This window comes from Enterococcus sp. DIV0755f, assembly GCF_051713725.1.
Classification (GTDB): Bacteria; Bacillota; Bacilli; order Lactobacillales; family Enterococcaceae; genus Enterococcus_D; species Enterococcus_D casseliflavus.
Genome location: NZ_JBIOQL010000001.1, coordinates 2407501 through 2433955 on the forward strand (window position 1 = coordinate 2407501; position 26455 = coordinate 2433955).

Annotated in this window: 20 protein-coding genes, 1 rRNA gene and 1 pseudogene (1 of these 22 cut by a window edge); 5 read left to right on the forward strand and 17 right to left on the reverse strand. The window is 40.6% G+C overall.

The window, feature by feature from the left end:
• The 9 genes from IGI73_RS11000 to dnaE all read right to left on the reverse strand — a co-directional run.
• Window positions 1-1432 (reverse strand): 16S ribosomal RNA (locus IGI73_RS11000) (it extends 127 nt beyond the left edge of the window).
• Window positions 1433-2048: 616 nt separating this feature from the next.
• Window positions 2049-3554, reverse strand: a complete 1506-nt coding sequence (locus tag IGI73_RS11005; RefSeq protein WP_034696083.1) for a HAMP domain-containing sensor histidine kinase — start codon at window positions 3552-3554, stop codon at window positions 2049-2051.
• 14 nt (window positions 3555-3568) lie between these two features.
• Window positions 3569-4255: a response regulator transcription factor gene (locus tag IGI73_RS11010; protein WP_005229193.1), complete on the reverse strand. Its 687-nt coding sequence runs from the start codon at window positions 4253-4255 to the stop codon at window positions 3569-3571.
• A gap of 139 nt (window positions 4256-4394) precedes the next feature.
• Window positions 4395-5816 carry an NADP-dependent phosphogluconate dehydrogenase gene (gndA, locus tag IGI73_RS11015; RefSeq protein ID WP_005229192.1) on the reverse strand — a complete coding sequence of 474 codons (1422 nt, stop codon included), beginning with the start codon at window positions 5814-5816 and terminating at the stop codon, window positions 4395-4397.
• A 186-nt stretch (window positions 5817-6002) separates the two neighbouring features.
• Complete coding sequence (gene rpmF, locus IGI73_RS11020) at window positions 6003-6182, reverse strand: 50S ribosomal protein L32 (RefSeq protein ID WP_005229191.1); 180 nt, start codon at window positions 6180-6182, stop codon at window positions 6003-6005.
• Between the two features lie 56 nt (window positions 6183-6238).
• The gene (locus IGI73_RS11025; RefSeq protein WP_010749661.1) at window positions 6239-6799 is read right to left on the reverse strand and encodes a YceD family protein; all 561 of its coding nucleotides are present in this window, start codon (window positions 6797-6799) and stop codon (window positions 6239-6241) included.
• 195 nt (window positions 6800-6994) lie between these two features.
• Window positions 6995-8779, reverse strand: coding sequence for a pyruvate kinase (gene pyk, locus IGI73_RS11030; protein ID WP_005229179.1), 1785 nt, complete (start codon window positions 8777-8779; stop codon window positions 6995-6997).
• 82 nt (window positions 8780-8861) lie between these two features.
• Complete coding sequence (pfkA, locus tag IGI73_RS11035; RefSeq protein WP_005229169.1) at window positions 8862-9824, reverse strand: 6-phosphofructokinase; 963 nt, start codon at window positions 9822-9824, stop codon at window positions 8862-8864.
• Window positions 9825-9985: 161 nt separating this feature from the next.
• Window positions 9986-13297 carry a DNA polymerase III subunit alpha gene (gene dnaE / locus IGI73_RS11040; protein ID WP_428206546.1) on the reverse strand — a complete coding sequence of 1104 codons (3312 nt, stop codon included), beginning with the start codon at window positions 13295-13297 and terminating at the stop codon, window positions 9986-9988.
• Window positions 13298-13444: 147 nt separating this feature from the next.
• On the opposite strand from dnaE, the gene IGI73_RS11045 reads away from it, so the two are divergent.
• Entirely contained in the window at window positions 13445-13627 is a 183-nt protein-coding gene (locus IGI73_RS11045) for a YjzD family protein (protein WP_008377814.1), read from the forward strand.
• Window positions 13628-13674: 47 nt separating this feature from the next.
• Here the strand turns inward: IGI73_RS11045 and IGI73_RS11050 are convergent, their stop codons facing one another.
• Window positions 13675-14880 carry a multidrug efflux MFS transporter gene (locus IGI73_RS11050; protein ID WP_005231893.1) on the reverse strand — a complete coding sequence of 402 codons (1206 nt, stop codon included), beginning with the start codon at window positions 14878-14880 and terminating at the stop codon, window positions 13675-13677.
• Window positions 14881-14981: 101 nt separating this feature from the next.
• On the reverse strand, window positions 14982-16421 hold the full coding sequence (locus IGI73_RS11055; protein WP_005237180.1) for an NCS2 family permease: 1440 nt from the start codon (window positions 16419-16421) through the stop codon (window positions 14982-14984).
• Window positions 16422-16682: 261 nt separating this feature from the next.
• Between IGI73_RS11055 and IGI73_RS11060 the strand changes: the two genes are divergently transcribed.
• Window positions 16683-17486, forward strand: a complete 804-nt coding sequence (locus IGI73_RS11060; RefSeq protein WP_005229159.1) for a Cof-type HAD-IIB family hydrolase — start codon at window positions 16683-16685, stop codon at window positions 17484-17486.
• Between the two features lie 55 nt (window positions 17487-17541).
• On the opposite strand, the gene asnB is transcribed toward IGI73_RS11060, so the two are convergent.
• Window positions 17542-19437 (reverse strand): asparagine synthase (glutamine-hydrolyzing), encoded by a 1896-nt coding sequence (gene asnB, locus IGI73_RS11065; protein WP_010749664.1) that lies wholly within the window; start codon window positions 19435-19437, stop codon window positions 17542-17544.
• Window positions 19438-19903: 466 nt separating this feature from the next.
• On the opposite strand from asnB, the gene IGI73_RS11070 reads away from it, so the two are divergent.
• Window positions 19904-20053 (forward strand): hypothetical protein, encoded by a 150-nt coding sequence (locus IGI73_RS11070; RefSeq protein ID WP_005229155.1) that lies wholly within the window; start codon window positions 19904-19906, stop codon window positions 20051-20053.
• A gap of 59 nt (window positions 20054-20112) precedes the next feature.
• Here IGI73_RS11070 and IGI73_RS11075 read toward each other — a convergent pair whose 3' ends face one another.
• The gene (locus IGI73_RS11075) at window positions 20113-20301 is read right to left on the reverse strand and encodes a hypothetical protein (RefSeq protein ID WP_016608598.1); all 189 of its coding nucleotides are present in this window, start codon (window positions 20299-20301) and stop codon (window positions 20113-20115) included.
• A gap of 228 nt (window positions 20302-20529) precedes the next feature.
• On the opposite strand from IGI73_RS11075, the gene IGI73_RS11080 reads away from it, so the two are divergent.
• The gene (locus tag IGI73_RS11080; protein WP_428206548.1) at window positions 20530-21189 is read left to right on the forward strand and encodes an Ltp family lipoprotein; all 660 of its coding nucleotides are present in this window, start codon (window positions 20530-20532) and stop codon (window positions 21187-21189) included.
• A 1573-nt stretch (window positions 21190-22762) separates the two neighbouring features.
• The gene (locus IGI73_RS11085; RefSeq protein WP_438759208.1) at window positions 22763-23560 is read left to right on the forward strand and encodes a DUF3825 domain-containing protein; all 798 of its coding nucleotides are present in this window, start codon (window positions 22763-22765) and stop codon (window positions 23558-23560) included.
• 270 nt (window positions 23561-23830) lie between these two features.
• On the opposite strand, the gene IGI73_RS11090 is transcribed toward IGI73_RS11085, so the two are convergent.
• The 4 genes and pseudogenes from IGI73_RS11090 to IGI73_RS11105 all read right to left on the reverse strand — a co-directional run bounded on the left by IGI73_RS11090 (window position 23831) and on the right by IGI73_RS11105 (window position 26439).
• The gene (locus IGI73_RS11090) at window positions 23831-25375 is read right to left on the reverse strand and encodes a phage tail tape measure protein (protein ID WP_438759209.1); all 1545 of its coding nucleotides are present in this window, start codon (window positions 25373-25375) and stop codon (window positions 23831-23833) included.
• 38 nt (window positions 25376-25413) lie between these two features.
• Window positions 25414-25677: pseudogene (locus tag IGI73_RS11095) on the reverse strand (hypothetical protein); the annotation flags it as partial.
• 164 nt (window positions 25678-25841) lie between these two features.
• A complete protein-coding gene (locus IGI73_RS11100) occupies window positions 25842-26033 on the reverse strand; it encodes a hypothetical protein (RefSeq protein ID WP_438759210.1) in 192 nt (63 codons plus the stop codon).
• Window positions 26023-26439, reverse strand: coding sequence for a YopX family protein (locus IGI73_RS11105; RefSeq protein ID WP_086292977.1), 417 nt, complete (start codon window positions 26437-26439; stop codon window positions 26023-26025). Before IGI73_RS11105 ends, IGI73_RS11100 begins: the two co-directional genes overlap by 11 nt.
• Window positions 26440-26455: the final 16 nt, after the last annotated feature.

Sequence of the window (26455 nt, forward strand, 5' to 3'; positions counted from 1 at the left end):
CGTGGTGTGACGGGCGGTGTGTACAAGGCCCGGGAACGTATTCACCGCGGCGTGCTGATCCGCGATTACTAGCGATTCCGGCTTCATGTAGGCGAGTTGCAGCCTACAATCCGAACTGAGAGAAGCTTTAAGAGATTAGCTTAGCCTCGCGACTTCGCAACTCGTTGTACTTCCCATTGTAGCACGTGTGTAGCCCAGGTCATAAGGGGCATGATGATTTGACGTCATCCCCACCTTCCTCCGGTTTGTCACCGGCAGTCTCGCTAGAGTGCCCAACTAAATGATGGCAACTAACAATAAGGGTTGCGCTCGTTGCGGGACTTAACCCAACATCTCACGACACGAGCTGACGACAACCATGCACCACCTGTCACTTTGCCCCCGAAGGGGAAGCTCTATCTCTAGAGTGGTCAAAGGATGTCAAGACCTGGTAAGGTTCTTCGCGTTGCTTCGAATTAAACCACATGCTCCACCGCTTGTGCGGGCCCCCGTCAATTCCTTTGAGTTTCAACCTTGCGGTCGTACTCCCCAGGCGGAGTGCTTAATGCGTTTGCTGCAGCACTGAAGGGCGGAAACCCTCCAACACTTAGCACTCATCGTTTACGGCGTGGACTACCAGGGTATCTAATCCTGTTCGCTCCCCACGCTTTCGAGCCTCAGCGTCAGTTACAGACCAGAGAGCCGCCTTCGCCACTGGTGTTCCTCCATATATCTACGCATTTCACCGCTACACATGGAATTCCACTCTCCTCTTCTGCACTCAAGTCTCCCAGTTTCCAATGACCCTCCCCGGTTGAGCCGGGGGCTTTCACATCAGACTTAAGAAACCGCCTGCGCTCGCTTTACGCCCAATAAATCCGGACAACGCTTGCCACCTACGTATTACCGCGGCTGCTGGCACGTAGTTAGCCGTGGCTTTCTGGTTAGATACCGTCAAGGGATGAACATTTTACTCTCATCCTTGTTCTTCTCTAACAACAGAGTTTTACGATCCGAAAACCTTCTTCACTCACGCGGCGTTGCTCGGTCAGACTTTCGTCCATTGCCGAAGATTCCCTACTGCTGCCTCCCGTAGGAGTCTGGGCCGTGTCTCAGTCCCAGTGTGGCCGATCACCCTCTCAGGTCGGCTATGCATCGTTGCCTTGGTGAGCCGTTACCTCACCAACTAGCTAATGCACCGCGGGTCCATCCATCAGTGACGCAAAAGCGCCTTTCAACTTTCTTCCATGCGGAAAATAGTGTTATACGGTATTAGCACCTGTTTCCAAGTGTTATCCCCTTCTGATGGGCAGGTTACCCACGTGTTACTCACCCGTTCGCCACTCTTTTTCTTTCGGTGGAGCAAGCTCCGGTGAAAGAAAAAGCGTTCGACTTGCATGTATTAGGCACGCCGCCAGCGTTCGTCCTGAGCCAGGATCAAACTCTCATAATGATTTGTTTGAATGACCATACGGTCATTAAGCTCATAAAAAATTAACTTTGCTAGCTATTGCTTGCATGTATTTGTTTCAATAAATTGAAACGTCCTACACATTGGTTCGTTTGCTTGCTTTGTTCAGTTTTCAAAGGCCTACCGTGCTGTGTTAGCAACTTTTATATCATATCAGAGCGACGTTTGTTTGTCAACTCTTTTTTAAAAGTTTTTTTCAAGAAGTTGTTATTTAACTTCTTTCTTAACCTCAGCGACTTTTTTATCTTACCATCTCAACCGTTATATGTCAAACACTTTTTTTGGAAAGTTTTTTTGATTTATTAGGTTTTTCAGAGATGATATTTTTTCGACTTTGTTATAATAACACTTGTAAAATGTTTCGTCAACTACTAATTTCAAAAAAGATCAATCAGTGTTTGTTACAAATGCCTTAACAAGGACAAGTAATAATATAGCAATTCTTAAAGGAAAAATCAACTAAAAAAATAGGCTTTTTGGCAACTATTTTTATAAGCGAATTATTCATTGTCAAACGATTCGAACGTTCGTTTATAAGAAGTATTTTGCGGCTAAATCTATCATTAATGGATAAAAAAAGAGAACTTAAGCTTTTCGCTTAACGTTCTCTTTTCGTCCGATCTTCTGATTGAACGATCGGTATATAGATTCGAAAGATCGTTCCTTGACCGATGACACTCTCTGCTGAAATTTTTCCTTTATAGCTTTCCAATAACTGTTTCGCAATAGAGAGCCCTAGCCCGTTTCCGCCTTTGGTTCTAGCACGGGCTTTATCTACCCGATAGAAACGATTAAAGATCTTGTCGAGGTCTTCTTTGGAGATTCCCTCACCAAAGTCTTGAATGGCAATTTCAAAGGATTGCCGATCCAACGAAATGGATAGATGAACTTCTTTTCGATCAGTGGAATATTTCACTGCGTTATCCAAGACAATAATAATGATCTGTTCAAAATGATTGCGATAGATTTTCAGCTTCAACTCATGGTATAAGTCATCATCCAATGTAAAAACAAAATCCGGATACAGTATTTTAAAGTTATTGAAGACTTGATAGACAACTTCTTTTGCATTGGTTGTTTCATTTGCATAATGAACATCCACTTGTTCCGCTCTTGAGAGATCCAACATTTCCTGTACTAGCGTCTTCATCCGACTGATCTCTTGCATACTGGCTGCCAGAGACTCATCCAAAATCTCTGGATCGTCTTTTCCCCAACGCTGCAACAGATTCATATGTCCTTCAATGATCGCCACAGGCGTTCGCAACTCATGAGAAACGTCTTCGACGAATCGCTCTTGCTGTTCAATGTATAGGCGCATGCGATCCAGCATTTCGTTAAAGATATCTGCTAAATCAGACAGTTCATCGTTCGTATTTAATTCTGGCATATGCACCGTTGACTGTGGGTTTTTCCGAACGGTTTCCATCGTATCTCGCAAGACCTTTAACGGCTGAAGGAAATACGCTGATAAAAAGAACCCAAGCACACTACTAAGAATCAGAGAAACGACTTCTAAGATAATCAAAGTCAGCAGCAGTTTGCTGCGTATTTCGTAAAAAGAAGTCAATTCATAAAATGTTTGTGCATAGCCAATCCGCTCTCTGGTGCCTTTTGAATAGATGGGTTGGATCGAGAGAAAGCCTGTGATACCATCCAGCGTTACGATGGTTGGCGCTTTGCGCTGCGTGTCGATCAGTGCTAAATCATTTTCATGTGTTTTAAACACAAGATCCTCATTCAAATTATAAACAAACAAGCTCAACGGCGCTTGGCCTAATTCCGAAATAAAGGAATCGATTTTCATTAAGTTGCCATCGATCGTTGAAGTGCGATCATAAATGCTCGTCGTCCCCGCATCATTTTTGGTTAAATTACGATATGTTCGAACCAATGTTAGTTCTTGATCCGAATTGGCTAAACGAGAAGCGACCTCTGACATCGTTCGCTCCACATTGTTTTCTTCTTTAGCGACGATCAAATTCACCGATGTTTTATAGGTGATCACAGCAAAGATCGTAAATACGACGAATATAAAGAAAGAACTTGCGAAGGCCCACTTTACAGTTAAAGAAGGCCCCTTCAGTTCTTTTAATTTTTTCATTCTTTTTTTAAGGTTCACGACCGCATCACATAACCTGTACCACGAACGGTTTGGATATAGCTTTCCTCCCCTGGCACATCAATTTTATTTCGTAAGTAGCGGATGTAAACATCGACAACGTTGGTTTCAACTTCTGTCTCATAGCCCCAGACTTTGTTTAATAAAACATCTCTGGCTAAAACGACATTGACGTTTTCCATTAAAGTCAACAATAGCTCATATTCGCGTTTTGTTAGTTCAATGACATCTGTTCCACGTCGAACGACACGGTTTTCTTTTTCAATCGTTAGATCGCGGTAAGTGATCGTGGTTTGTTTTGCGACGTTTTTGTCCCCTTCGATATCGATACGGCGAAGCAACGCACGTAAGCGTGCCAGCAATTCTTCAATTGCAAAAGGCTTCACAATATAATCATCAGCACCATGATCCAAACCTGATACTCGATCAATCACAGAATCTCTCGCGGTCATCATGATGATCGGGGTGTTCTTCGATTGACGCACACGTCGGCAAACTTCTAACCCATTTAGCTCTGGAAGCATTAGATCCAATAAGATTGCATCCCATTCATTATTCAGCGCAGCATCCAGTCCCGTCCGTCCGTTGTAATGAACTTCGGTATTATACCCTTCATGCTTCAATTCTAATTCCACAAATCGAGCTAAGTTCTTTTCATCTTCAATGATTAGAATATTACTCATTATTGATAGCCCCTTTATTGATTATTCTGCCTTTAAAATAGACATTATCTGTCTTATTTTATCATGTATCTAAAAAATAAAAAAGAGATTGACCGAAAGTTCTCACTTTCGGCCTTTCTCTTTTGGATTCTCTTAAAGCTTACGCTTCGTCATACCATGAATAATGGAAAATTCCCTCTTTATCTGTCCGTTCATACGTATGCGCGCCGAAGTAATCCCGTTGTGCTTGGATCAAGTTCGCTGGCAAACGATCAGAACGATACGAATCAAAGTACGCGATCGCAGAGGAGAACGTCGGCACAGGGACACCCGCTTGGACAGCTAGCGCAACTACTTCACGTACAGAAGATTGATAGCGTTTCGTGATGTCTTTGAAGTAATCATCTAATAATAAGTTTTCGATGTCAGCATTCTTGTCATAAGCATCCGTGATTTTTTGTAAAAATTGCGCACGGATGATACAGCCTGCACGCCAAATTTTGGCAATCTCACCAAAAGGAAGATCCCAATCGTACTCTTTTGATGCTGTACGTAATTGCGCGAAACCTTGTGCATAGCTCATGATTTTACTGAAGTATAAGGCTTCACGGATCTTATTGATAAATTCTTCTTTGTTTCCTTCAAAAGCAACCGCTTCTGGTTTCGGTAATACTTTGCTGGCATTGACCCGTTCTTCTTTGTAAGCTGAGATATAGCGAGCAAAAACAGATTCAGTGATCAATGGCAATGGAACACCTAGGTCTAAGGCACTTTGGCTCGTCCATTTCCCAGTTCCTTTATTGCCTGCAGCATCTAAGATGACATCAACGATCGGTTTGCCTGTTCCTTGATCATCTTTACGTGTCAAGATATCCGCTGTGATCTCAATTAGGTAGCTATCCAATTCACCTTTGTTCCATTCGGCAAAGATATCAGCCATTTCATCAACAGATAGACCTAAAATGTTTTGCATCAAGTCATAAGACTCCGCAATCAGCTGCATGTCGCCATACTCGATCCCATTATGAACCATTTTTACGTAATGGCCTGCACCATTTGGTCCAATATAAGTTACACAAGGTGTACCATCTTCAGCTTTTGCTGAAATTTGTTCTAAGATCGGTGCAACCAATTCATATGCTTCTTTTTGTCCACCAGGCATGATCGAAGGACCTTTCAAGGCGCCTTCTTCCCCACCAGAAACACCCGTACCGATAAAGTTGATTCCTGAGTTTGCCAACTCTTCGTTACGACGAACGGTATCTTTAAAGAAGGTATTTCCGCCATCGATCAAAATATCGCCTTTGTCTAGATGAGGCAATAGTTCTTGGATCGTAGCATCCGTCGCAAATCCTGCTTTTACCATTAATAAAATACGACGTGGTTTTTCAATTGATTGGACAAATTCTTCTATCGTATAAGTTGCTTTAAAATTTTTATCTGGATGTTCTTTTACTACTTCTTCTGTCTTTGAACCAGTACGGTTAAATAAGGCAACTGAATAACCGCGGCTTTCGATGTTCAACGCTAAGTTTTTGCCCATAACAGCCATACCGACAACGCCGATTTGTTGTTTTGTCATCTTTCATCCTCCTAAGATTCAATTATCTTTTTCATTATAGCGCAAATGTACCTGCTTTTGAACTATTCTCTTTCGATGGACAAAAAATATTTCTGAAAAGTTCCATCTTTTCCAAAAAAAACAAAAAAAACCTCAGGCTCCATGGTTAGCCTAAGGTTTTAGAATCCTCTTTCTGAAAAAAAGGAATTATGCTTCTTTTGTTGCTACGTCTTTGCCATCGTAATGACCACAGTTAGAGCAGACATGGTGGCTTTTTTTCATTTCACCACAGTTTGCACATTCGTTCAAACCGTTGATTGTCAATTTGTAATGTGTACGACGTTTTGCTTTCTTCGCTTTCGAAGTTTTTCTAGCTGGTACTGCCATTTTGCTACACCTCCTTGTTAATGAACGCAACCTTGAGGCTGCAATTTATTCCAATCCTACGCGTTATCGTCATCTGATTCATTGAATAATTCGGATAATTTTGCAAGACGAGGATCAACTTGTTGAGCTTGCGCTTCTTTTTGATTTGCAAAGTCTTCTTCTGACAAAACAGCCCAATCGTTGCCAGATGGCATTGCTGAACCTTGTTTTTCTTCTTCTGTCAGGACTTGCAAAGGAATCGCAAGTAATAGGTTATCAGCGACCGATTCATCTAAGCTGATGGTTTGACCTTCAATGATCAAAACTTCTTCTTCGACGATCGTTTCATCGCGACGCTGAAATTGCTCTGGTGTCATGAATTGTTCATCCACTGAAAAATCAAAAGGAATCGCTACAGGTGTCAAAGAACGAGTAGATGGCAATGTCATCGTCGTTTCCACTTGATAGTGCAGCAAGTATCCTTGCTTATCAACACTCATCAGCCCTTTTACTTTTACAGGAGACAAATCAATGATCTGTCCATCGCGTTTTATCAGTTGACTTTTTAGGTCAAGTGTTTCTTCAAACATCAGCGGTGTCTCTTGGTATTTTTTTAATTCCAATAAAGACCATTTCATTTTTATCACCCCTAAGCAACAAAAGCAATTATACAGGGCTTCTGAGGCTTTGTCAATGAAATTTTCTTGACACCTTTTTCATTTTTGATCGTGTCATTTTAATGCCTTTTCTCAAGGGATTTCGACACTCTCAAAAAAACAACAGGAAGCGCACAACGTGCACTTGCCTGTTGCTTGATCAATCGTTAAAAATCATTAGATCGCTGTTGTTTCTCCACGATAAACGATACCGCGACGAGAATCAAGAGTAACCAATTCGCCATCTTTGATGGTTGTTGTTGCGTCTTTGGCACCAACGATCACTGGTAGATCTTTCGCAATTCCGACAACTGCTGCATGAGAAGTCAAGCCGCCATCTTCAACAACTAAAGCTGCTGCTTTTTCGATTGCTGGCATATATTCTTTATCTGTTGTTGGTACAACTAAAATCATGCCATCTTTTGCTTTCGCAATTGCTTCTTCGGCACTGTGAGCGATCACGGCATTGGCAACAACTGATTTTTCACCAATTCCTTGCGCTTCAAGCAATTTTGATCCGATCAATTGGATCTTCATTACGTTGGTTGTTCCGCGTTCACCAACAGGAACACCGGCTGTGATTAAGATTAGATCGCCTTCTTTAGCAAAGCCTAAATCAACTGCTTGTTTTGCTGCTAATTCAAACATTTCATCAGTTGTTGATGGTTTTTCAGCAACGGTTGGGTACACACCCCAGTTAAGCATCAAGCCGCGTTTTGTGCGTTCGTCAAATGTGACAGCTAAAATGTCAGCATCTGGACGATATTTAGAGATCATTTTTGCAGTGTAGCCAGATTCAGTGGCAGCAACGATTGTTTTAACCCCTAAGTTTTTCGCTGCACGCGCAACAGATAAACCGATTGTTTCCGTTACATCTGTTTTATCAAATTGGTTGATTTGGAAAGTGCTGTTTTCTGATAAAGCTTTTTCTGCTTCCACGTCGATACGTGCCATTGTTGCTACTGCTTCAACAGGGTAGTCACCGTTTGCTGACTCACCAGAAAGCATTGTTGCATCAGTACCGTCAAAGACAGCATTGGCAACGTCAGAAGCTTCTGCACGAGTTGGACGTGGGTTTTGTTGCATTGATTCTAACATTTGTGTTGCTGTGATAACTGATTTACCAGCAGCGTTACATTTTTTGATGATGCTCTTTTGAACCATTGGTACTTCTTCAGCAGGGATCTCAACACCCATGTCACCACGGGCAACCATGATACCATCAGAAACTTTGATGATTTCATCGATATTATCGATACCTTCTTGTGATTCGATTTTAGAGAAGATCTGCACATGAGTCATGTCTTTTTCTTCTAAAATTTCACGAATTTCTAAAACGTCTTGCGCTTTACGTACAAATGAAGCGGCAATGAAGTCGATATCGTTATCAAGACCAAAACGGATATCTTCTGCATCTTTTTCAGTAATACCAGGTAAGCTGATTGATACGCCAGGAGCATTGACCCCTTTACGTGATCCTAACATTCCAGCATTTTTAACGACAACCACTAATTCACGGGTTGCTTCGTCTTTTTCTTTGATTTCCATGTCGATCAAGCCATCATCAAACAAGATGTGTCCGCCCACATGAACATCTTCAAATAAACCAGGATAAGTTACAGCAATTTTTTCTTTTGTTCCTTTGTGTTCTGGATCCATTGAAATACGTGTTTCATCGCCAACGTTGAATTGGATGTATCCAGCACGACCAAAGTCTGCTTCTGTCGTATTTTGTACAGTTGTACGGATTTCAGCACCTTTTGTATCTAAAAGGATACCGACATCTTTACCAGTTTTCTTTACGGCTTCACGAACCATTGTCATACGCGCTAATTGTTCTTCATGATCTCCATGAGAGAAGTTAAAGCGGAAGACATTCGCACCGGCTTCAATCAGTTGAGAAATAATTTCCACACTATTACTTGCTGGTCCTAATGTACTTACGATCTTTGTTTTTTTCATTACTAAACGCTCCTATTCATTTATTTAAAATAGCTAATAAGCTTTTTTTACAAAATTACTGTTGCGTTGCTTAAAAATCTCTTTAGAATGAGATTTCTTTGTTCAAGTTATACAAGCTAAGATCTGGTTTGTGACGATTGTTTTCAAGGGTATCGATGATATCAGAAGCAATCATTTCATTGTTTTCGATACCGATACATAGACCGCCTTTGCCTTGTTGCAATAATTCAACGGCATATGAACCAAATTTACTTGCTAACACACGGTCACGAGCGCTTGGTGAACCACCACGGACAACGTGTCCTAGAATTGATACACGGGTATGGAAATCGCCGTATTCAGAAAGTTTGTCAGCAAAATCATTTCCGCCCATCACACCTTCGGCTAAAACGATCAAGCAATGTTTTTTCCCGCGGTCGCGTCCTTCACGGATACGATCAGCAACAACTTGCATGTCAAAATCATGTTCTGGGATGATGATTTCATCCGCACCACCGGCCACACCTGACCATAAAGCGATATCGCCAGCACCACGACCCATTACTTCGATCACGAATGTGCGGACATGTGATGTCGCTGTATCACGGATACGGTCAATCGATTCCAAGACAGTATTGATCGCTGTATCAAAACCAATCGTGAAATCTGTTCCTGGAATGTCATTATCGATCGTTCCTGGAATCCCGATCGCTGGGAAACCGTGACGAGTAAGTGCCATCGCACCATGGTAAGATCCATCTCCACCAATCACGACTAGCCCTTCGATGCCAAATTTCTTTAATTGTTCGATTCCTTTTAATTGTCCTTCTTGTGTCGCAAATTCTGGATAACGTGCTGAATATAAGAATGTTCCACCACGTTGAATTTTGTCACCAACATCAGCAACATCTAAGCGACGAATGTCGCCTGCGACTAGTCCGGCATAGCCATAGTTGATTCCGTATACTTCAAGTCCGTCAAAAATACCCTTTCTGACAACTGCGCGAATCGCTGCGTTCATTCCTGGTGCATCGCCGCCACTGGTTAGAATTCCAATGCGTTTCATTATTCTTTCACCTCATCAAAAGATTTTGTTTAGGGAAGCCCCTGTTTGCTAGTTTTCAAGTAATAACCACGAGACATATTCTACCATTATTCCATGAAAATGTCTTGAAATAGTGGGAAAAAGTTGAAAAAAGTGTAAGTTGAATTACCGTTTTCGGAAAATTACTTGAAAATTACATTTCCATTTCCTAATAATGCGATCAGTTGTTTGACAAAGTTCGGCTCATCTGTCACCCAATTTTCTTCTGCTAATAACACTTTTTTGCCACTGCTTTCATAGAACATCACCACTGGAATATTTCCGTGGTGCTGCTTCATTTCCTTCGACAATGCTTGCAGGAGCGACGTTTCAGCTTCAGCAGAAATCTTTAAGTAACAAGTTTGTGACGCAATTTTATTTTGAACGTTTTCTGCTAAGTCTATTTTATCAGCAATGAGTTGGATTTCACCATTGTAACGACTTACCTCGACCTTTCCTTCGATGTAGAGAACAGCATTTTCTTCAATCAAGGAACGTACTTGTCGATAAATGATGGGAAAAATCGTTACTGACACTTCTTTGCTGGCATCTGTTCCTTCGACAAACGCCATTTGTTCGCCCTTTTTCGTTCGAATCTCTCGAATCTTGCGCACATATAAAAGGATACGCACCCGTTCATTCGGAACCAGATCGGCAATATCAGTGATTTGTTTTAATTGGTGCAATTTTTGAAACTGTTCCACGGGATGGCCAGACAAATAAACACCTAAGTATTCTTCTTCCAAAGCCAGTTTTTCTTCTAGTTTGTAATCGGCAACGGCTTCTTCTTTTAATGCCATAGTTTCTAAGAGATCCAAACTGCCGCCACTATAAGTAATGTTTTGGATCTTTCCTTCTAGCTGGATCAGTGCTTGTTTTCGATTGGGGGCGATCCCATCGAATACGCCGATGCTCAAAAGCGGCAATAAATAATCCAATTTTAACCATTTGCTGTTCCGCTGATTCAAGCGAAGCAAAAATTGATCCATAGACGTGAAATTACCATGCTCTTTTCTTTCTGCCAAAATGTCTTGGATCATGTCGCGTCGGATTCCTTTGATACTGCTGAAACCAAAACGAATTTGTTTTTCATTTTGCAGTTGAAAACTAAACCCACTGGCATTGATCGAAGGCGGCAGTACTTCTACGCCATAACGTGCGGCTTCATTTAAATATTCTTTCATTTTGCTGGCGGTGTTGCGTACCGAGTGTAGGATCGAAGCAAAAAATGGTGCGGGATAGTGTACCTTCAGATAGGCCATTTGAAAGCCGATAAAGGAATAGGCAAACGCATGGGATCGATTAAACCCATAATTGGCGAACCGCTCGATATAGTCATAGACCAAATTGGCGGTCTTTTCATCGTACTGATTGGCTAAGGCGCCTTGCACAAAATGACGACGTTCCTCATCCAAGACGTCTTTTTTCTTTTTACTGATTGCTCGACGCAAAATATCTGCTTGTCCTAAGCTGAAACCAGCCATTTTGGAAGCTACCTGCATGATCTGCTCTTGGTAGACAATGATTCCGTAAGTGTTTTGCAAAATCGGAATCAAGCTGTCATCTGGATAAGCGACACGCTCTTGTCCTTTTTTCCGCTTAATAAAGGTATCGATATTTTGCATCGGTCCTGGACGATACAAGGCATTGACTGCGGCAATATCCTCGATGCTTTCTGGTCCTAACTTACGCAGCACATTGCGTATTCCCGCTGATTCAAATTGGAAGATCCCTGCGGTCTCGCCTTTTTGAAACAAGCGCAATGTTGCTGGATCATCAAGAGGAATCTCCTTTTGGGTAACGATTTGTTGGCTGATTCGTTTAATGCCTTTCAAGGTATTATCAATGATCGATAAGTTTCTCAAGCCTAAAAAGTCCATCTTCAATAGGCCGATGGCTTCTACGTCATTCATGGTAAATTGGGTCAGCCAGATCCCATCGCTGCCTTCTTGTAAGGGAACCAGATCAAGCAAATTCTTGTCACTGATCACCACACCAGCGGCATGAGTCGATACGTGACGTGGCAAGCCTTCTAAAATTTTGGCGACTTGAAACATTACTTGGTTTCGCTCATTAAACGACACCAATTCTCGCAGCTGATTGGATTGTTCATAAGCAAGATCTAAGGTCATTTTCAAGGCATTGGGGATGGCTTTTGACCAGCGATTGGCTTCACTTTGCGAAAGACCAAAGACACGAGAAACATCTCGCAGAACCATTTTGGCCGCCATAGTGCCAAACGTCGCAATCTGTGCCATATATTCTTGCCCGTATTTTTGGCGCACATACTGTAAAATCTCGTCTCTGCGATTGTCAGGAATGTCTAAATCAATATCAGGCATCGTGTAACGTTCTGGATTCAAGAATCGTTCAAACAAAAGATCGTATTTGATTGGATCTACGTCGGTGATCGATAAAACATATGCCACCAGTGCGCCAGCAGCCGATCCCCGTCCAGCGCCGGTAACGATCTCTTGTTGGTGGGCAAAGTCCATGACGTCCCAAATAATCAAGAAATAGTCATCAAAGCCCATCTTATGGATGACGGACAACTCATAATCCAAACGCTGTTCGTACGCCGATGTAACGTGGGCAACACGCTGAGGCAGACGCTCAAAACAAATTTTCCGCAAATAGTCCGCAGCACTTTCTTCGGCTGGTAGCGGGTAATGAGGCAACAGCCGCTGATGCAGCGGCAGCTCGACGGCGCATTCAGCTGCAATCCGCTGATTATTCATCAATGCCTGCGACCATTCTTCAAATGCCGCGGTCAGTTGGTCTGCTGGTTGTAGAAAAAGCTGCGCAGCCCCTTGCTCTTTAGCCTGACGAAAGTCTTCAATTTGCGAGCCCTCTTTGATATGCGTCATCACTTTGACTGCAAAGGCTTCTTCTTGTGCTAAAGCCGCGATTGGTTGATACGCACATGGTGCAATGTTTTGCTCGTTAAACCAAGCGATCGTTTCTGGATCTAACCCTTTGCTAGTAATACCTAAAAACAAGCTCTCAGAATCAAATTTATGGCTGATTGCTCGCAGTGCTTCTTGATTGGCTTCTAGATCATCGTGCTGAGAAGGCAGAAATCCCTCGCCTTCAGGCAGTAAACCAAAGAGGTCCTGCAAAGAATCACAAGCAGCCAAATTCAACTGCTCGGTGATCATTTTTTCACTTGATAAACGCATCAAGGTTTGATAGCCCTTGAGGTTTTTTGCAAATACGTACAATGGAAAGGACATTGATCCCTCTCCGAAGGTACAGTCGAACAAAGCGCCAAAAATCGGCTTGATGCCCTGTGCTAGGCATTGCTGATAAAACTCGACCGCGCCATAGAGAACATTATGATCGGTCAGACCCAACGTCTGATAGCCCATCTTTTTGGCTTGCTCTATATAGTGAGGAATTTTGATCGTACTTTGCAGCAACGAATAGGCGCTTAAGGTGGTGAGCTGTGAATACATTGAAATCCCTCCAAAAATGAAAATTCTCTTTCTTTCTGCTAGTAATTAGATTTGAAAAACAAAATGAAAAAGTGAAAATCTTTACAATAAATATTTTTGTGATAAACTAAAGTCGAAATGGAAGATACGCAGAAAAGAGGTGTCGTCATGCGTTACTTAGTCACTTTATTTTGGACTTTTGTATTAGGTCAAGTCGTTGGCTATCTAGGCAGCTCACTTGCTGGAGCAACTTATGATTTTCAATTAACTTCAATCATCTCTTTGGTCACAGGTGTGGTGATCATACTTGTTGGTATTATCGCACCAGCGCCTGAAAAGACAAGCCATTAAAAAAAAACCAGTTACCTTTATTGTAACTGGTTTTTTTTTCTTTTCAACTATTCACTGATGTCCGTTTTACGCAAGCTTTTACGGAAATTAAATCCTGAGATAAAAATATTGATCAGTACAAACCCGCTAGTTACCCAAAAGACGGCGGGATAACCAAAGCCAGCTGCCACCGTTGAGCCGACCATCGGACCTAACACTTGTCCAAAGTTAGAGAACATTTGGTTGTAGCTGTAGATGCGGCTGACCCCTTCCATCGGGGTGATCTTGCTGATCAGTGTGTTGATCGACGGCATCAACGCACCTGTCGAAAAACCAAGCAAGAAGCGCAGCACGCCCAACTGAAACGGTGTGGAGACAAAGCCCATCGGAATGAAACAGAAAAATGACAGCAATAAACCGCCTAACAATACCTTGTGATTGCCGTAACGATCACCGATTTTGCCTAAAAATGGCGAAGAGATGATTGCCGAAACACCAGCAACAGAGACGATCAATCCGCTGACAAACAAAATATTGCCACTATTCCCGCTTAAATCACGAATATATAACGTGAGGATCGGGCTGATACTCGTTACACCTAGCTGTAAAATCAGTGACGTAATAAACAAACCGACAAGCAACTGCATATTTTTGATTTGACCAAAAATTTCTTTGATGGACAGCAAATCGCCCTTTTCAACCGGCTCAAAATCTTCTTGAACGAGAAAAATCGTAAGCAAGAGCGTAATTAGCAGCACAACACCAGTAATGATAAAAACATTTTTCATGCCGAACCATTGCGCCAACGCCCCACCCATCGATGGACCGATCAAATTCCCTGCGATGGCTCCTGTAGCCAATGTCCCAAGCGCCCAACCGCTTTTTTCTCGAGGCGCCTGCGAAGCAATCAATGCAGTCGCATTGGGAATATACCCCGATAAAATTCCGGTAAAGAAACGCATGATCAACAACCAATAGACATTCGGTACAAAAGCCAAAGACCCCATCGTCACTGTCATCCCCGCAGCCGCGCGAATCATCATTAAGCGACGACCTTTTTGATCTGCTAGATTTCCCCATACTGGAGCAATGATAGCCGCCGCAAACGCCGTTACTGAGATTGCTAATCCAGAAAACAACTCAATTTGACTCTCTGGAGCGCCTAACTCTTCTATATATAAGGGAATGAATGGCATGACAAGACTAAAACTGGCACCCGTAAAAAAACAACCTACCCATGAAATCAGTAGATTTCGTTTCCAATCAATCTTCATTTACAAACCTTCTTTCACAAATACTATACCGTATCGTGAGTAATAATCAAATAAAAAAATCTTTCTGCAGGTAACATACAGAAAGATTTTCTTCATTAAACTTAACTGATCAAAGCCAAAATGACAAAGTTTAGGATAAACAACGCATTGACGACCCAGATGATCGGAGACACTTCGTTGGCTTTTCCTTTCACTACTTTCACTAATGCGTAGAAAATGAAACCAACAGCGATCCCATTGGAAATACTGTAAGACAAGCCCATAAAAATAGACGCGAAGAAAGCGGGAACTGCTTCTTCTAGATCGGTCCACTTGATGTCTGCAAACGAAGCCATCATCATTACCCCTACTAAGATCAACGCTGGTGCTGTCGCTTGTGCGGGAACGATTGAGATCAGTGGAGAAAAGATACTGCTGATTGCAAAGAGTGCTGCCACTACAACAGAAGTCAAGCCCGTGCGTCCACCAGCACCGATACCAGCTGCTGATTCCACATAAGTCGTTGTATTTGAGGTCCCTACGATGGCACCTACAGAAGTGGCTACGGCATCTGCAAAAAGGGCTTTATCCATCTTCGTGTTCAACCCGTTACTGTTTTCAACCGCTTCTTCATCTTTTTTCGAAAAGATCCCTGTACGACGTCCAGTCCCGATAAAGGTACCGATCGTATCAAAGACATCTGATAAGCTAAACGCTAAAATCGTCATGATTACTTGAGGGATTTTGGCAGAATCACTGAATAGTGAGCCCATTCCTTCAGAGCCAAACGCAGCGCCAAATGTGATGCCTAGTTCGCTGATGGAACTTCCTAATGAGTTCCCGTGCCAATCAATGGCACTTAAATCCACCACACCCATCAAAATACCGATGATCGTCGTTCCTAAAATACCAAAAATAATTGCCCCACGAACATTTTTCACCACTAATAAAGTAGTCACTACTAAACCAATCACTGCTAACAAAACAGGTGCATTATTGAAATTCGCCAAAGCTGGGACGATCCCCCCATTAAAATTGGCACTCACGATCGTCTCACCGTCGACAACTGAACCCGTCACTGCCGCAGTGTCTGCACTGAAGTTTAGCAAGTTGGCATTTTTGATCCCTACATAAGCCACAAAGATCCCGATCCCGCCGCCGATTGCATGCTGCATGCTTTCTGGAATCGCATGGATGATCATTTTTCTGATACGAGTGACCGTGATAAAAATGTTGATCAAGCCGCAGATGAAAACCATCGCTAATGCTTGCTGCCACGTATACCCCAAACCAAAAACGACGGTAAAGGTGAAGAATGCATTAAGGCCCATTCCAGGTGCTTGCGCGTAAGGCACATTTGCAAATAAGCCCATGATCAGGGTACCAATCACTGAAGCGATGATCGTTGCTAAGAAAACAGCTTGAAACGGCATGCCTGCAGCAGATAAAATCGTCGGATTCACAAACAAAATATAACTCATCGCGAAGAAGGTGGTGACCCCAGCCATCACTTCTGTGGAAACCGTCGTTTTATTCTCCTTTAATTTGAAAAACTTTTCCATGTTATGTTTCACTCCTGAACTTTAATCGTTTCTATGAAAAGAAAAAATGAATAATTGCGCTTTTCATCGAACAATTACAAATTATAAGGGAATAATTTTCGCTTTTCAAACCTTTTTCCGAATAAAACGAACCAAAAACGTTTAATGTTCGTGTTTTGCTTTGTAAATATTATGAAAACTTATCGAAAACTTACTTGTATTGTGAAATGACAGAAATATGTTACACTTAAGCCACTACCATAAGAGAATGGAGCGAGTCTTTTGAAACCAAAAATCATCGCCATTGATTTAGATGGCACAACCTTAAATACTGAATCCCAACTTTCCCCTCGCACACGTGAGGTACTGGTTCGCGCCACCAAAGCGGGACACTTTGTTACCATCGCTACAGGAAGACCTTTTCGTATGAGCGATCAATTCTATAAAGAATTGGCGCTCACAACACCAATGGTCAATTTTAACGGTGGGTTAGTCCATAAACCTCGACAAGTCTGGGCAAATGAAATGGAGCACTCGATCTCTCGAGAAATTGCGTTTGAGCTCATGGCGCAAAAAGAGCAGCTGGGGCTGACGTTTGTGGCAGCAGAAAATCGCGAAACCTTTTTCATCGATGACCTAAGCGGATTTGATCAGCACTTTTTCTTTTCGGGCAATGCTTCCGAAAAAAATCTATTAGCAAATTTAAAAACGGACCCCACTTCATTACTGGTGAAAACCGAAAATGAATTAGCAGAATCTGTTTCTTTACGTATCAAGGATCAATTCGACGATGCGGTCGATGTTCGAACATGGGGCGGACCTCAAGCTATCTTAGAGATCGTACCAAAAGGGGTCCATAAAGCACTTGGTCTTTCGGTGATCGCGGATTCTTTGTCTTTGGATCGACAAGATATCATCGCTTTTGGTGATGAACACAACGATTTGGAGATGCTAGATTATGCGGGCTGGGGCGTTGCCATGGCGAATGGCACGCAACAATTAAAATCGATCGCCAATGATGTTACCGACAAAACCAATGCGGAAGATGGCATGGTCGATTACTTGGAAAAATATTTAGGTCTATAAAAAAAGCCGATGCGGGATGTCCGCATCAGCTTTTTTTTTTGCTGCCATATTCAAATCAAAGTGTTTCATAAACGATTTCTTTGGCTTCTGGAATCGATTCATCAATAAAGAATACTTTATACCAGGTCAAGAACGTAAAGATCGTCCAGATTTTTCGCTGAAGATTCGGTTTTCCTTGGCGATGGTCTTCAAGCATTTGTAAAATTGCTGTTTGATCGAAGAAGGTTGCCGCAAAGTCTGACTCAAAAAGGCTCTTGACTGCTTCATACCCTGTTCCTTCTTTCAGCCATGCCTTGATAGGTACAGGAAAGCCGAGTTTTTCACGGTTTGCCCACTCTTTTGGCAAATGACGGTTTGACGCTTGTCGAAACACATCTTTGGTGTTGTTTTGATTGATCAAATATTTAGTCGGGATCGTTTGCGACAACTTCTGCATCTCGATATCCAATAAAGGAACACGTAATTCCAAGGAACTCGCCATGGACATTTTGTCTGCTTTTAACAAGATATCCTTCGGCATCCACTGATGAAGATCTAAATATTGCATCTTATTGACCTCGTCTTTGAGACCATTGACTTTCTCGTAATGAGGCGCAACGATTTCAGCAACAGAGGGTCCTTTTTGATACGTTGGTTTTAAAAGCTGCAATGCTTCCTCTTCTTCAAAGACCAGTGCTTGCCCGATAAAGAAGTCTTGGGCAGGTGCCGTGGCTTCATAAAGATGGATTCGACCATGGAAGTTTTTCATTTTGCCGATTTGACGTCCCAAACGAAAGCGGATGTTTTGTGGCAATTTTTTCAACCCTTGGGCAAAAACGCGCACCGCTTTAGAGTTTGTGTGGAAGCCATAAGCAGCATAACCGGCAAATAATTCATCTGCCCCTTCCCCAGATTGAACGACTCGCACTTGCTGTGCTGCCAGATTGGCTAAAAAGTACAAAGGGACACAGCTTGGGTTAGAATCTGGTTCGTCCAAGTGATACTGAATCAACGGGAATGCCTCAAAGGACATTTCACCATCGATGACCGCTGCTGTGTTGTTCAAACCAAGTTTTTCCGTCAATTTGCGGGCCTCGATCGCTTCGTTGTAGGTTTTGTCATCGAACCCGATTGAAAACGAGCGATCTGGTCGCAAGACAGAAGCTACGTAACTTGAATCGACACCACTGGATAAAAATGAGCCGACTTCAACATCACTGATTTGATGAGCGGCAATTGATTCCTGGACTGCTTGATCGATTTTGTCGACCCATTCTTCTCTTGAATGATTTTCTTTCACTGAAAAATCTGCATCCCAATACTGCTTGATCGTCAATCCCTGTTCATTAAACAAATAATAATGCCCTTCTTGCAAACGATGAACGCCTTTAAAGAAGGTTTCTCCGTTCAAAGGCGAGTATTGAAACGTCAAATAAGGTTTCAATGCCTCTTGGTTCAACTCTTTCTTGAAATCTGGATGAGGCAAAAAGCTCTTGATTTCAGAACCAAACATAAAACTGCCATTCATTTGCGCATAGTAATATGGTTTGATCCCAAAGTGATCCCGTGCGCCGAAAAGCTCTTGTTTTTGAGTATCCCAGATGGCAAAAGCAAACATTCCCCGCAGGCGCTGCAAAACATCAATGCCCCACTCCTCATAGCCATGTAAGACTACTTCGGTATCCGCATGGGTAGAAAAAACATGACCCGCTTGGATCAATTCTTCCCGCAACACTTGAAAATTATAGATTTCCCCATTAAAAATAATGACTTTTGTTCGATCCTCGTTAAAAATCGGTTGTGAGCCACCTTCTAAGTCGATGATCGATAAACGACGAAACCCTAACGCTACTTGGTCGTCGGTAAATTTTCCTGAACTGTTTGGTCCGCGATGAACGATCCGGTCCATCATGCGTTCAATAATGATTTCTTTTTGGTCTTTTGAATTGACAAAGCCGACAATTCCGCACATATTTTCACATCCGTTTTCATAATCCATTTTCATTTTTCTAAAGTAAATCATACCATAGAATTCAAGAGATACGATCTCTTTTTCAAAAAAATACAATCAATATATTTTTGCACAAAACATAATTTGGAGATAAACCTTATGATATCAAGGTTTCCAACCAACTCATACTCTCAATCTTACAAATTTGTTATCTAAGAAAATAGCTATCCTCAAAATTCTTAAGAAATTTTTTATGAATTCTATTTTTCTGAAAATATACAAAGATACTTTTCCCGAATTTACTGACTCCATGAAACTTCTTTTGCTGCCATTCTCAGGCATTGATTTCTTGAAAAGGATCAGTCAGATTCGTTCGTTTGATAGTTTTATTGGACGAATGTGAAAAAAAGTGTTATTCTAACTATGGAATTTCGTTATCAACTAACCGTTGCCTTTCAATGACAAGTTTTAAGAAAGGAGAATGACTATGACATTCTATAACACAGATCTACAATATCGTGTAACTCTGGATACCAAATTGAATTTATTTATCGTTTTCGATAAAAAAGATGCGAATCATTTTGCGACTGGAATTACGATCGAGCAAGCTGTACAAGAATTGAAAAAAACTGCATAAGGAGTTTATCCAAATGAAGGATACCGATTCGTACTGAAAGCACCTCGCTAAGGAAAAAATTAGCTAGGTGCTTTCTTGTTTTTTGGCTCGCTTTTGTCTTTTGCAGTATCCGCTTCTTGCTTCTGTCCACTTTGCTGTTCATCCAGCTGTAAGATTTCATCAACAGATCCTTGCGTAATAAACTTGCTCAATCCCTGTGCCGCAATTTTTGTGTAACGCATAAAATAATCTTTTTCTTGAAAATCCATCTTCTTCCCTCCTACTGATACAACCATACTTTCATTTCGTTTACCAGCGATTTTACCAGTAATTCTTGAGCGTCACTTCTTTAATACATATGAATGATCCATTAATAGCATACACGTTACATTTGTCAAATCATTCTTTTCCTCTATTCATGAAAAGACAAATCTGTTTTCTGATTCCAGACATAGTACTATTAACTTTAGGAAACTGTTTTATTAGGGGGGATGCTTATGGCTACATTTTTCGCTGGTTTGTTTTTTATCGGTTTGATCGGTTTCATTTTTGGCATTATCTTATTTTATATTGGGTTGATAACTCAAAAAAACAAACGAGATCGAAATGTTTTTCTCATTGTCGCTTCCGCCTTTATTGTCTTGTTTTCGTATGGTGGCTTGTCCTTCTACCAAGATGTGACGTCTTTCGATAGCATCACTGCGCAATTAAGCCTTTCTTTACGTAACGAAGCAAGGAAAAATGAATCCTTTGGCGATGCCGCTGCTTCCATGGAACAACCACAAGGAGAACAAACAGCTGGCAACAACGAAGCAAGCAGCGCGCAACAAGAAGAACCCGCAAACAACGAGCAACATACACCTCAACTTTCTCGTGAAGAAAGAAATGCACTGAATCGTGCAGAAAGATACTTATCCAGCAATGCGTTTTCTCAGTCGAGCTTGAAACGCCAACTACTCTATGAAGATTTTTCTGAGAGCGCAGCAGACTTTGCCGTAGCCACCGTGGATGCCGATTGGAACGAGCAAGCTTTGAAAAAAGCAATTCGCTACTCGCAAAATTTATCCTTATCAGATGAGCGTGTAGCGAACCAACTTTCCTATGAAGGCTTTACTTCTGAACAAATTGAATACGCCTTAGCACGTTTGCCCGATTGATTCTTTTCGTTTATTGCCGCACCACAAGAAAAAAGGGTCCAGCGAATTGGCGTACATTTCTGTTGATTTCCCGATTGAGTGTAAGCTGAGGGTTTTTCAGATGGTCATCGAGCAAACTCGGCAGTCAGTTAGCTTCTCGGCCCATTTTTCTGCCCACAACAAACAAAAAAGCCTATCTCGAAAGATAGGCTAAACGCTCCAAAGCGTTGATATAAGGAGAGTACAGGGATTATAAATGCTTGTCATAGGGCATTATCCACTCTCAATATATTTGCAAAACCACATAGCAACGCCAAACCATTTCATTGTATTTTAAAATGTGTTAAGTGTTTGTGGGTCATTATGTGGGTCAATAATTCTCATTGCGCGTGGGGCAAACTTCCGCTCAATTATTGGGCGGATTTTTTATTATATAAGCATTAAAAAGTTTAAAAAAATTCGAATAGTTTTTCAAATCGACAAGTAATAGAGTAAAAGTTTTTTGTGAATAATTCAATATTATAGCTCCGACTTGATATGCATATTACTATTTGGTGATCAATCAAAGTTATACCCAATAAGCCAGTTATGGCATATTAGTCACAACTTTGCAACGAGCGCTTAATAACAATCACTTTCCTCGGTAAACAAATGACTTGCTAAGGCGAGCTTGTACATAAATATATTCGTTTTACTTGCAGTAATTTAGTTTATGCTATAAATTAATAGATGCGTGCAATATTTTATGAAGAGTAGTTAGGCGGTGAAAACTTGGGGAAGTGCGCCTAATACTCTTCTTGTTTATTTTATCATTATTTCAACGTAATAGATATTATTGATTATAAATCTCTTATAATATGTTCTTAACTTTAAAATTTTACCCATTTATATTAATTATAGGATTAAAATTTGCATTTTATTAATTAAACATATTGATAGAAAGTTAAGAATGATGTAAATTTGTATTAGAGGTGATTCTATGAAAGTTGATAAACTACATTATAGAAAAGTCATTAACAATGCAAGACACCTAGAATACTATTCGATACGATACTTTCAATCTTCGTCTGATCAAAGCAACCTCGAGAAAAATAATGAAGAATTAGACTATTTAATTAAAAATAATGTTTATCACAAGATAGCACGTACATCTCGAAAATCGTTTTTCGGAGATCAGATAATCATTAGAAAAAATTTGGAACAGGATTTTAAACTTTTAGAGAAGTATATAACTTTTTTTGACCAGCATGAAATGTGAAAAACTTTTTCATCTAATTGTGCCACTCCTCCCCTGGAGTGGTTATTTTTTTTGTGAATTATTTAAACGAAAAAGACAGCCAATTGAAATTGGCTGTCTCCTCTTCTTAAAAATCTTTCAAACTTAAAATCTTTTCAATCTTAAATCTAAAACAAACTTATCATCAACTAAAAATTTTTTTGGTAAACACTCTTATCGTCAAGTAAAAATTTATTTTCAACTAACTAATATCATCTACGAGTTAATATTAACATTTCTTTGGATAAAGTCAACATATAGATTTTAGATATGATATGATTATTGAAAATAATCAACAATGAACAAGGAGAGATAAGTATGATACCAGAAGATTTGTTTCAATTTGCGTATTGTAGAACTAAAGAAATGAATTTTAAAGATTATATTAACGAGCTTTCAAGAAAAGCAATTAAAGAAGACTGGGGGAATGAAAATAGAATACTAAAAAATTATTTAAATTTCACTTTTAGTAAATTAGCTTCAGATTATAATATGAATTCTATTGAAGATAAACACAAATTTGTATGTTTTAATTCTGATAAATGCTGCTTCAACACTGGACTTTTCAATGAATATTATGAACCGATTTTTGCTTATTTTAAGAAAAATGTCTATAAAAAAGAAGGCGATGATCAGTCACCTTGGTTTTTAGTAGGCTTTAAAGTTCCCAGTGACTCGGAACTTAATGTTTTTGAGGAGCTTCCTTTAAGAGCTCAATTTTTTAAAGAAGCATCAGACTTAGTATATGATTATAGATTAGAGATAAGAGCAAATGTCAGACATATTTTAGGAGACAAAGAAAATATTAACCGTCTTCCTAAAAGTTATAGTGAAATGGAGCCTCTAGTTTTGGTTCAAATTCTTGAAGGTGCTATCAAAACTGCTGAAAAAAGAGTATCTGCAAATTATAAATTAGCAGTTCCGCAGTTTTACAAAAACAACTTACAGTTGTTAATTCCTCTTTCTTTAATTAAAGAAAATCAAGCTGATTTAGCGTTAGTTTTGAAAAAAGAGGGTAACATTTATACCGCTAGAACGTGTTTAACTCTTGATATGGCGTATAACAATGCTAGACTTATTGTAAAACCGGAATCAGAGTGGTTAAAAGCTCAATGATGAAATAATATAATTGATTACCACTCTTTAAAAGGAGTGGTTTTTTGTAAAAAAAGCACAGCATATTCTCATACGCCGCGCAAGGGGAACTATGTTCCGTCATCATAATAATCATATAGTAATTTATGACATAGGAAAAGGAATATGCCTATCGAATGCTTATATTTTCATACTCAATCATAATCTTCGTCTTACCAATAACCCTCCTAGTATACGATATTCCAAGCATAACAAAAAAGACACCCAGCCGATAAGCTAGGTGCCTTATATTTATCCTCCTATTCCGCCAAGTGCTTGTTTGCTTGCACGGTAAAATTTACGGTTCATTTTGTTTAATTCGCTTGGGTTATTCGCATCGACATTGCCAATGTGGATATGTTGTTCCACTTTGGAAGGCTGTACTTTGCCGCCAATGCCTTTGCGTTTTTCTTCGTCTGATAACGGAGTAACAGTAGTCTTACCGTTTTTGTTCGTAAGCAATTCGGGACCAGCTTCACCAACGATTGCTTGGCCATTCAGTACATGACCGCCATCTGCCAAATAAGGCAAAGTGGAAATATTGAAGCTTTTACCGCCAACACCAGGTACCCATTTAGGAATCTTGATATTATTCAAACCACCTAAAAATCCATTAATCAAGCCGATCATTCCGTTAATTGGCGCTTTCGCCATAGCAGCGATTCCATCTAATATACCACCGAAAATATTTGCAACGCCTTTCCAAGCTAGTTCCCAATCACCAGTAAACGCACCAGTTATAAAATCTATAAATCCGGTAAAAATTCTCTTGCCGGCATCAAAGAAGTTCTGGAAATTTTGTATGATGCCACCAAACACATTACCAAAATATCCTCCAAGAAAATTGAATATCTCTACTGCGACATCCGATATACCTTGAAAGAATGCATTTACACCGTTCCTAAACCATTCTACTTTGTTGTATGCCATCACTAAACCAGCAATCAGTAACACAATACCAGCAACAACTAATGTAAAAGCTCCACCAGAAAGGCTCAACATTTCAGCACCTTTCATCCATACGCCAAAGAATCCACTAGCCGCTGAAGCTATTTTCGTGATAGATCCAGCTATTGATCCAAAAGCAATTAAAGCAGGTCCAACTACTGCAGCAATTCCTGCGATAGTCATAATCGTATTTTGTGCATTTTCATCAAGTCCTTTAAACCACTGTGCCGCTTCTTTTACCACTTGGGCAATGCCTAGTATTGTTGGTGCTAATTGTTCACCTACAACGCCTGCAGCTGATAACAACTCATTCATTGCTGATTGATACGTAACCGACTCCTCAACGCCGTCAGTCATTTCTTTGGCCGCACCAGTTGCGTCTTCATAAGCCTGTTTATTCTCAAATAGAGCATCGCTAGCTTTCCCCATAGATTCAACTACTTTAATACCAGCATCTTCCCCTTGCGAGCCAAAGATAGCAGCGATAGCCGCCGCTTTTTCTTGATCACTGCTTAATTTATTGATTTCGCCAGCGAGTAACTGAAAAGCGTCCTTGGAAGAAAGATTTCCATTTTGGATCTGTTTGTACAGATTAACAAAATTACCACCCAAATTTTCAACAGCCGATTGAACGTCTCCGCCGACTAAGCGATTACCAAATTCTTTTACTAGATCGTTCACCTTATCGAGGTTATAAGCGCCTGAATCCAATCCTGTTTCCAAAATTGCAAACATATCTTCTGCTGAATAACCAGCATCTTTAAAGTTTGTCACATACTCTGCTAAGTTATCTCCTAGCTCGTCTGTTTTATCTAAACCATTCTGTCCAGCCTTTGCAATCAAATCCATTGCTTCTTCACCGGATAAACCATACTGCTCCATTAAGCTATTATTTGATTGTCTAATCCCTTAAACGATTTTATCAATAGAACCATTTCATTTAGTTGTTCTTCTAGTAATTCAATCTCTTCTTCAATTACTTGAATATTCTCTTCTAAAGAAGCTGACCTTGAGTTTTTTTCAAGACGGACGTTTGCTAAATCACCACTGACCCACCGTTCCAATTCCAACTTACTTTTGTTAAGATTCCATTTCATGAAGAGGATCTGCTCTTCTAAATCTTGATAATTTTTAAGCCATTGGTACCTCACAAACGCCACTCCTTTTATGGTAAAATAATCTTGCGTTGGTCACTTTCCAAAAAGGAAGTGGCTTTTTTATTTACCTTCCCTCTCGTCCATCTTTTTTCCAACAATTACTGCAACGACCATTATAATTACGAATCCTGTGAAACCTAAAACTGCAACTGTCATAATCATCCTCCACTTTCCATCGCATCTCGCACCAGCGGATCATTAATAATAATCTTGTACTTCATCTGCTCATGCTGCAGCTGCTGTTCTAGCTGCTCAATTTGTTCCTGTTGATCAACTATTGTATAGGATAGCCAACTTAGACCAGCGATCATCAGTAGCAGTATTATGATGATAGAATAACTAGTTTTCATAGGTTTGCTCCAGTAGGTTTGGGTTCTCCCAAACATTGCCGATAACTTCGATTGTCTCGTAATCTCCCCCCATAATTGTAGACAAAACGTTGCTTTCGTAATACCACGAGCTGGGAGCTTCAATATCAAAGGCTGGGTAACCCTCGTCCGCATAATTCTTAACCACACTGGTGTAGCTATCTTCTTCGTTGCCCCCGTCAGATACTTTTACAACGTCGCCTTCAAAAATATCTACGCCGTTCTTGTCCTTTAAGCCAGTGGATTGCATGAGGTGAAACGATTTGTTTTCTCCGCTGTACTGAAGCAAATCCCCCAATGCTTTGAATTCTCTTAATTCATGCCATTCAACCATGTGAGCAGCTTGTGTTCCAGTATCTTTAAACCAACATCTAAATTTTGGTGCCATTTTATCCCTCCATCCA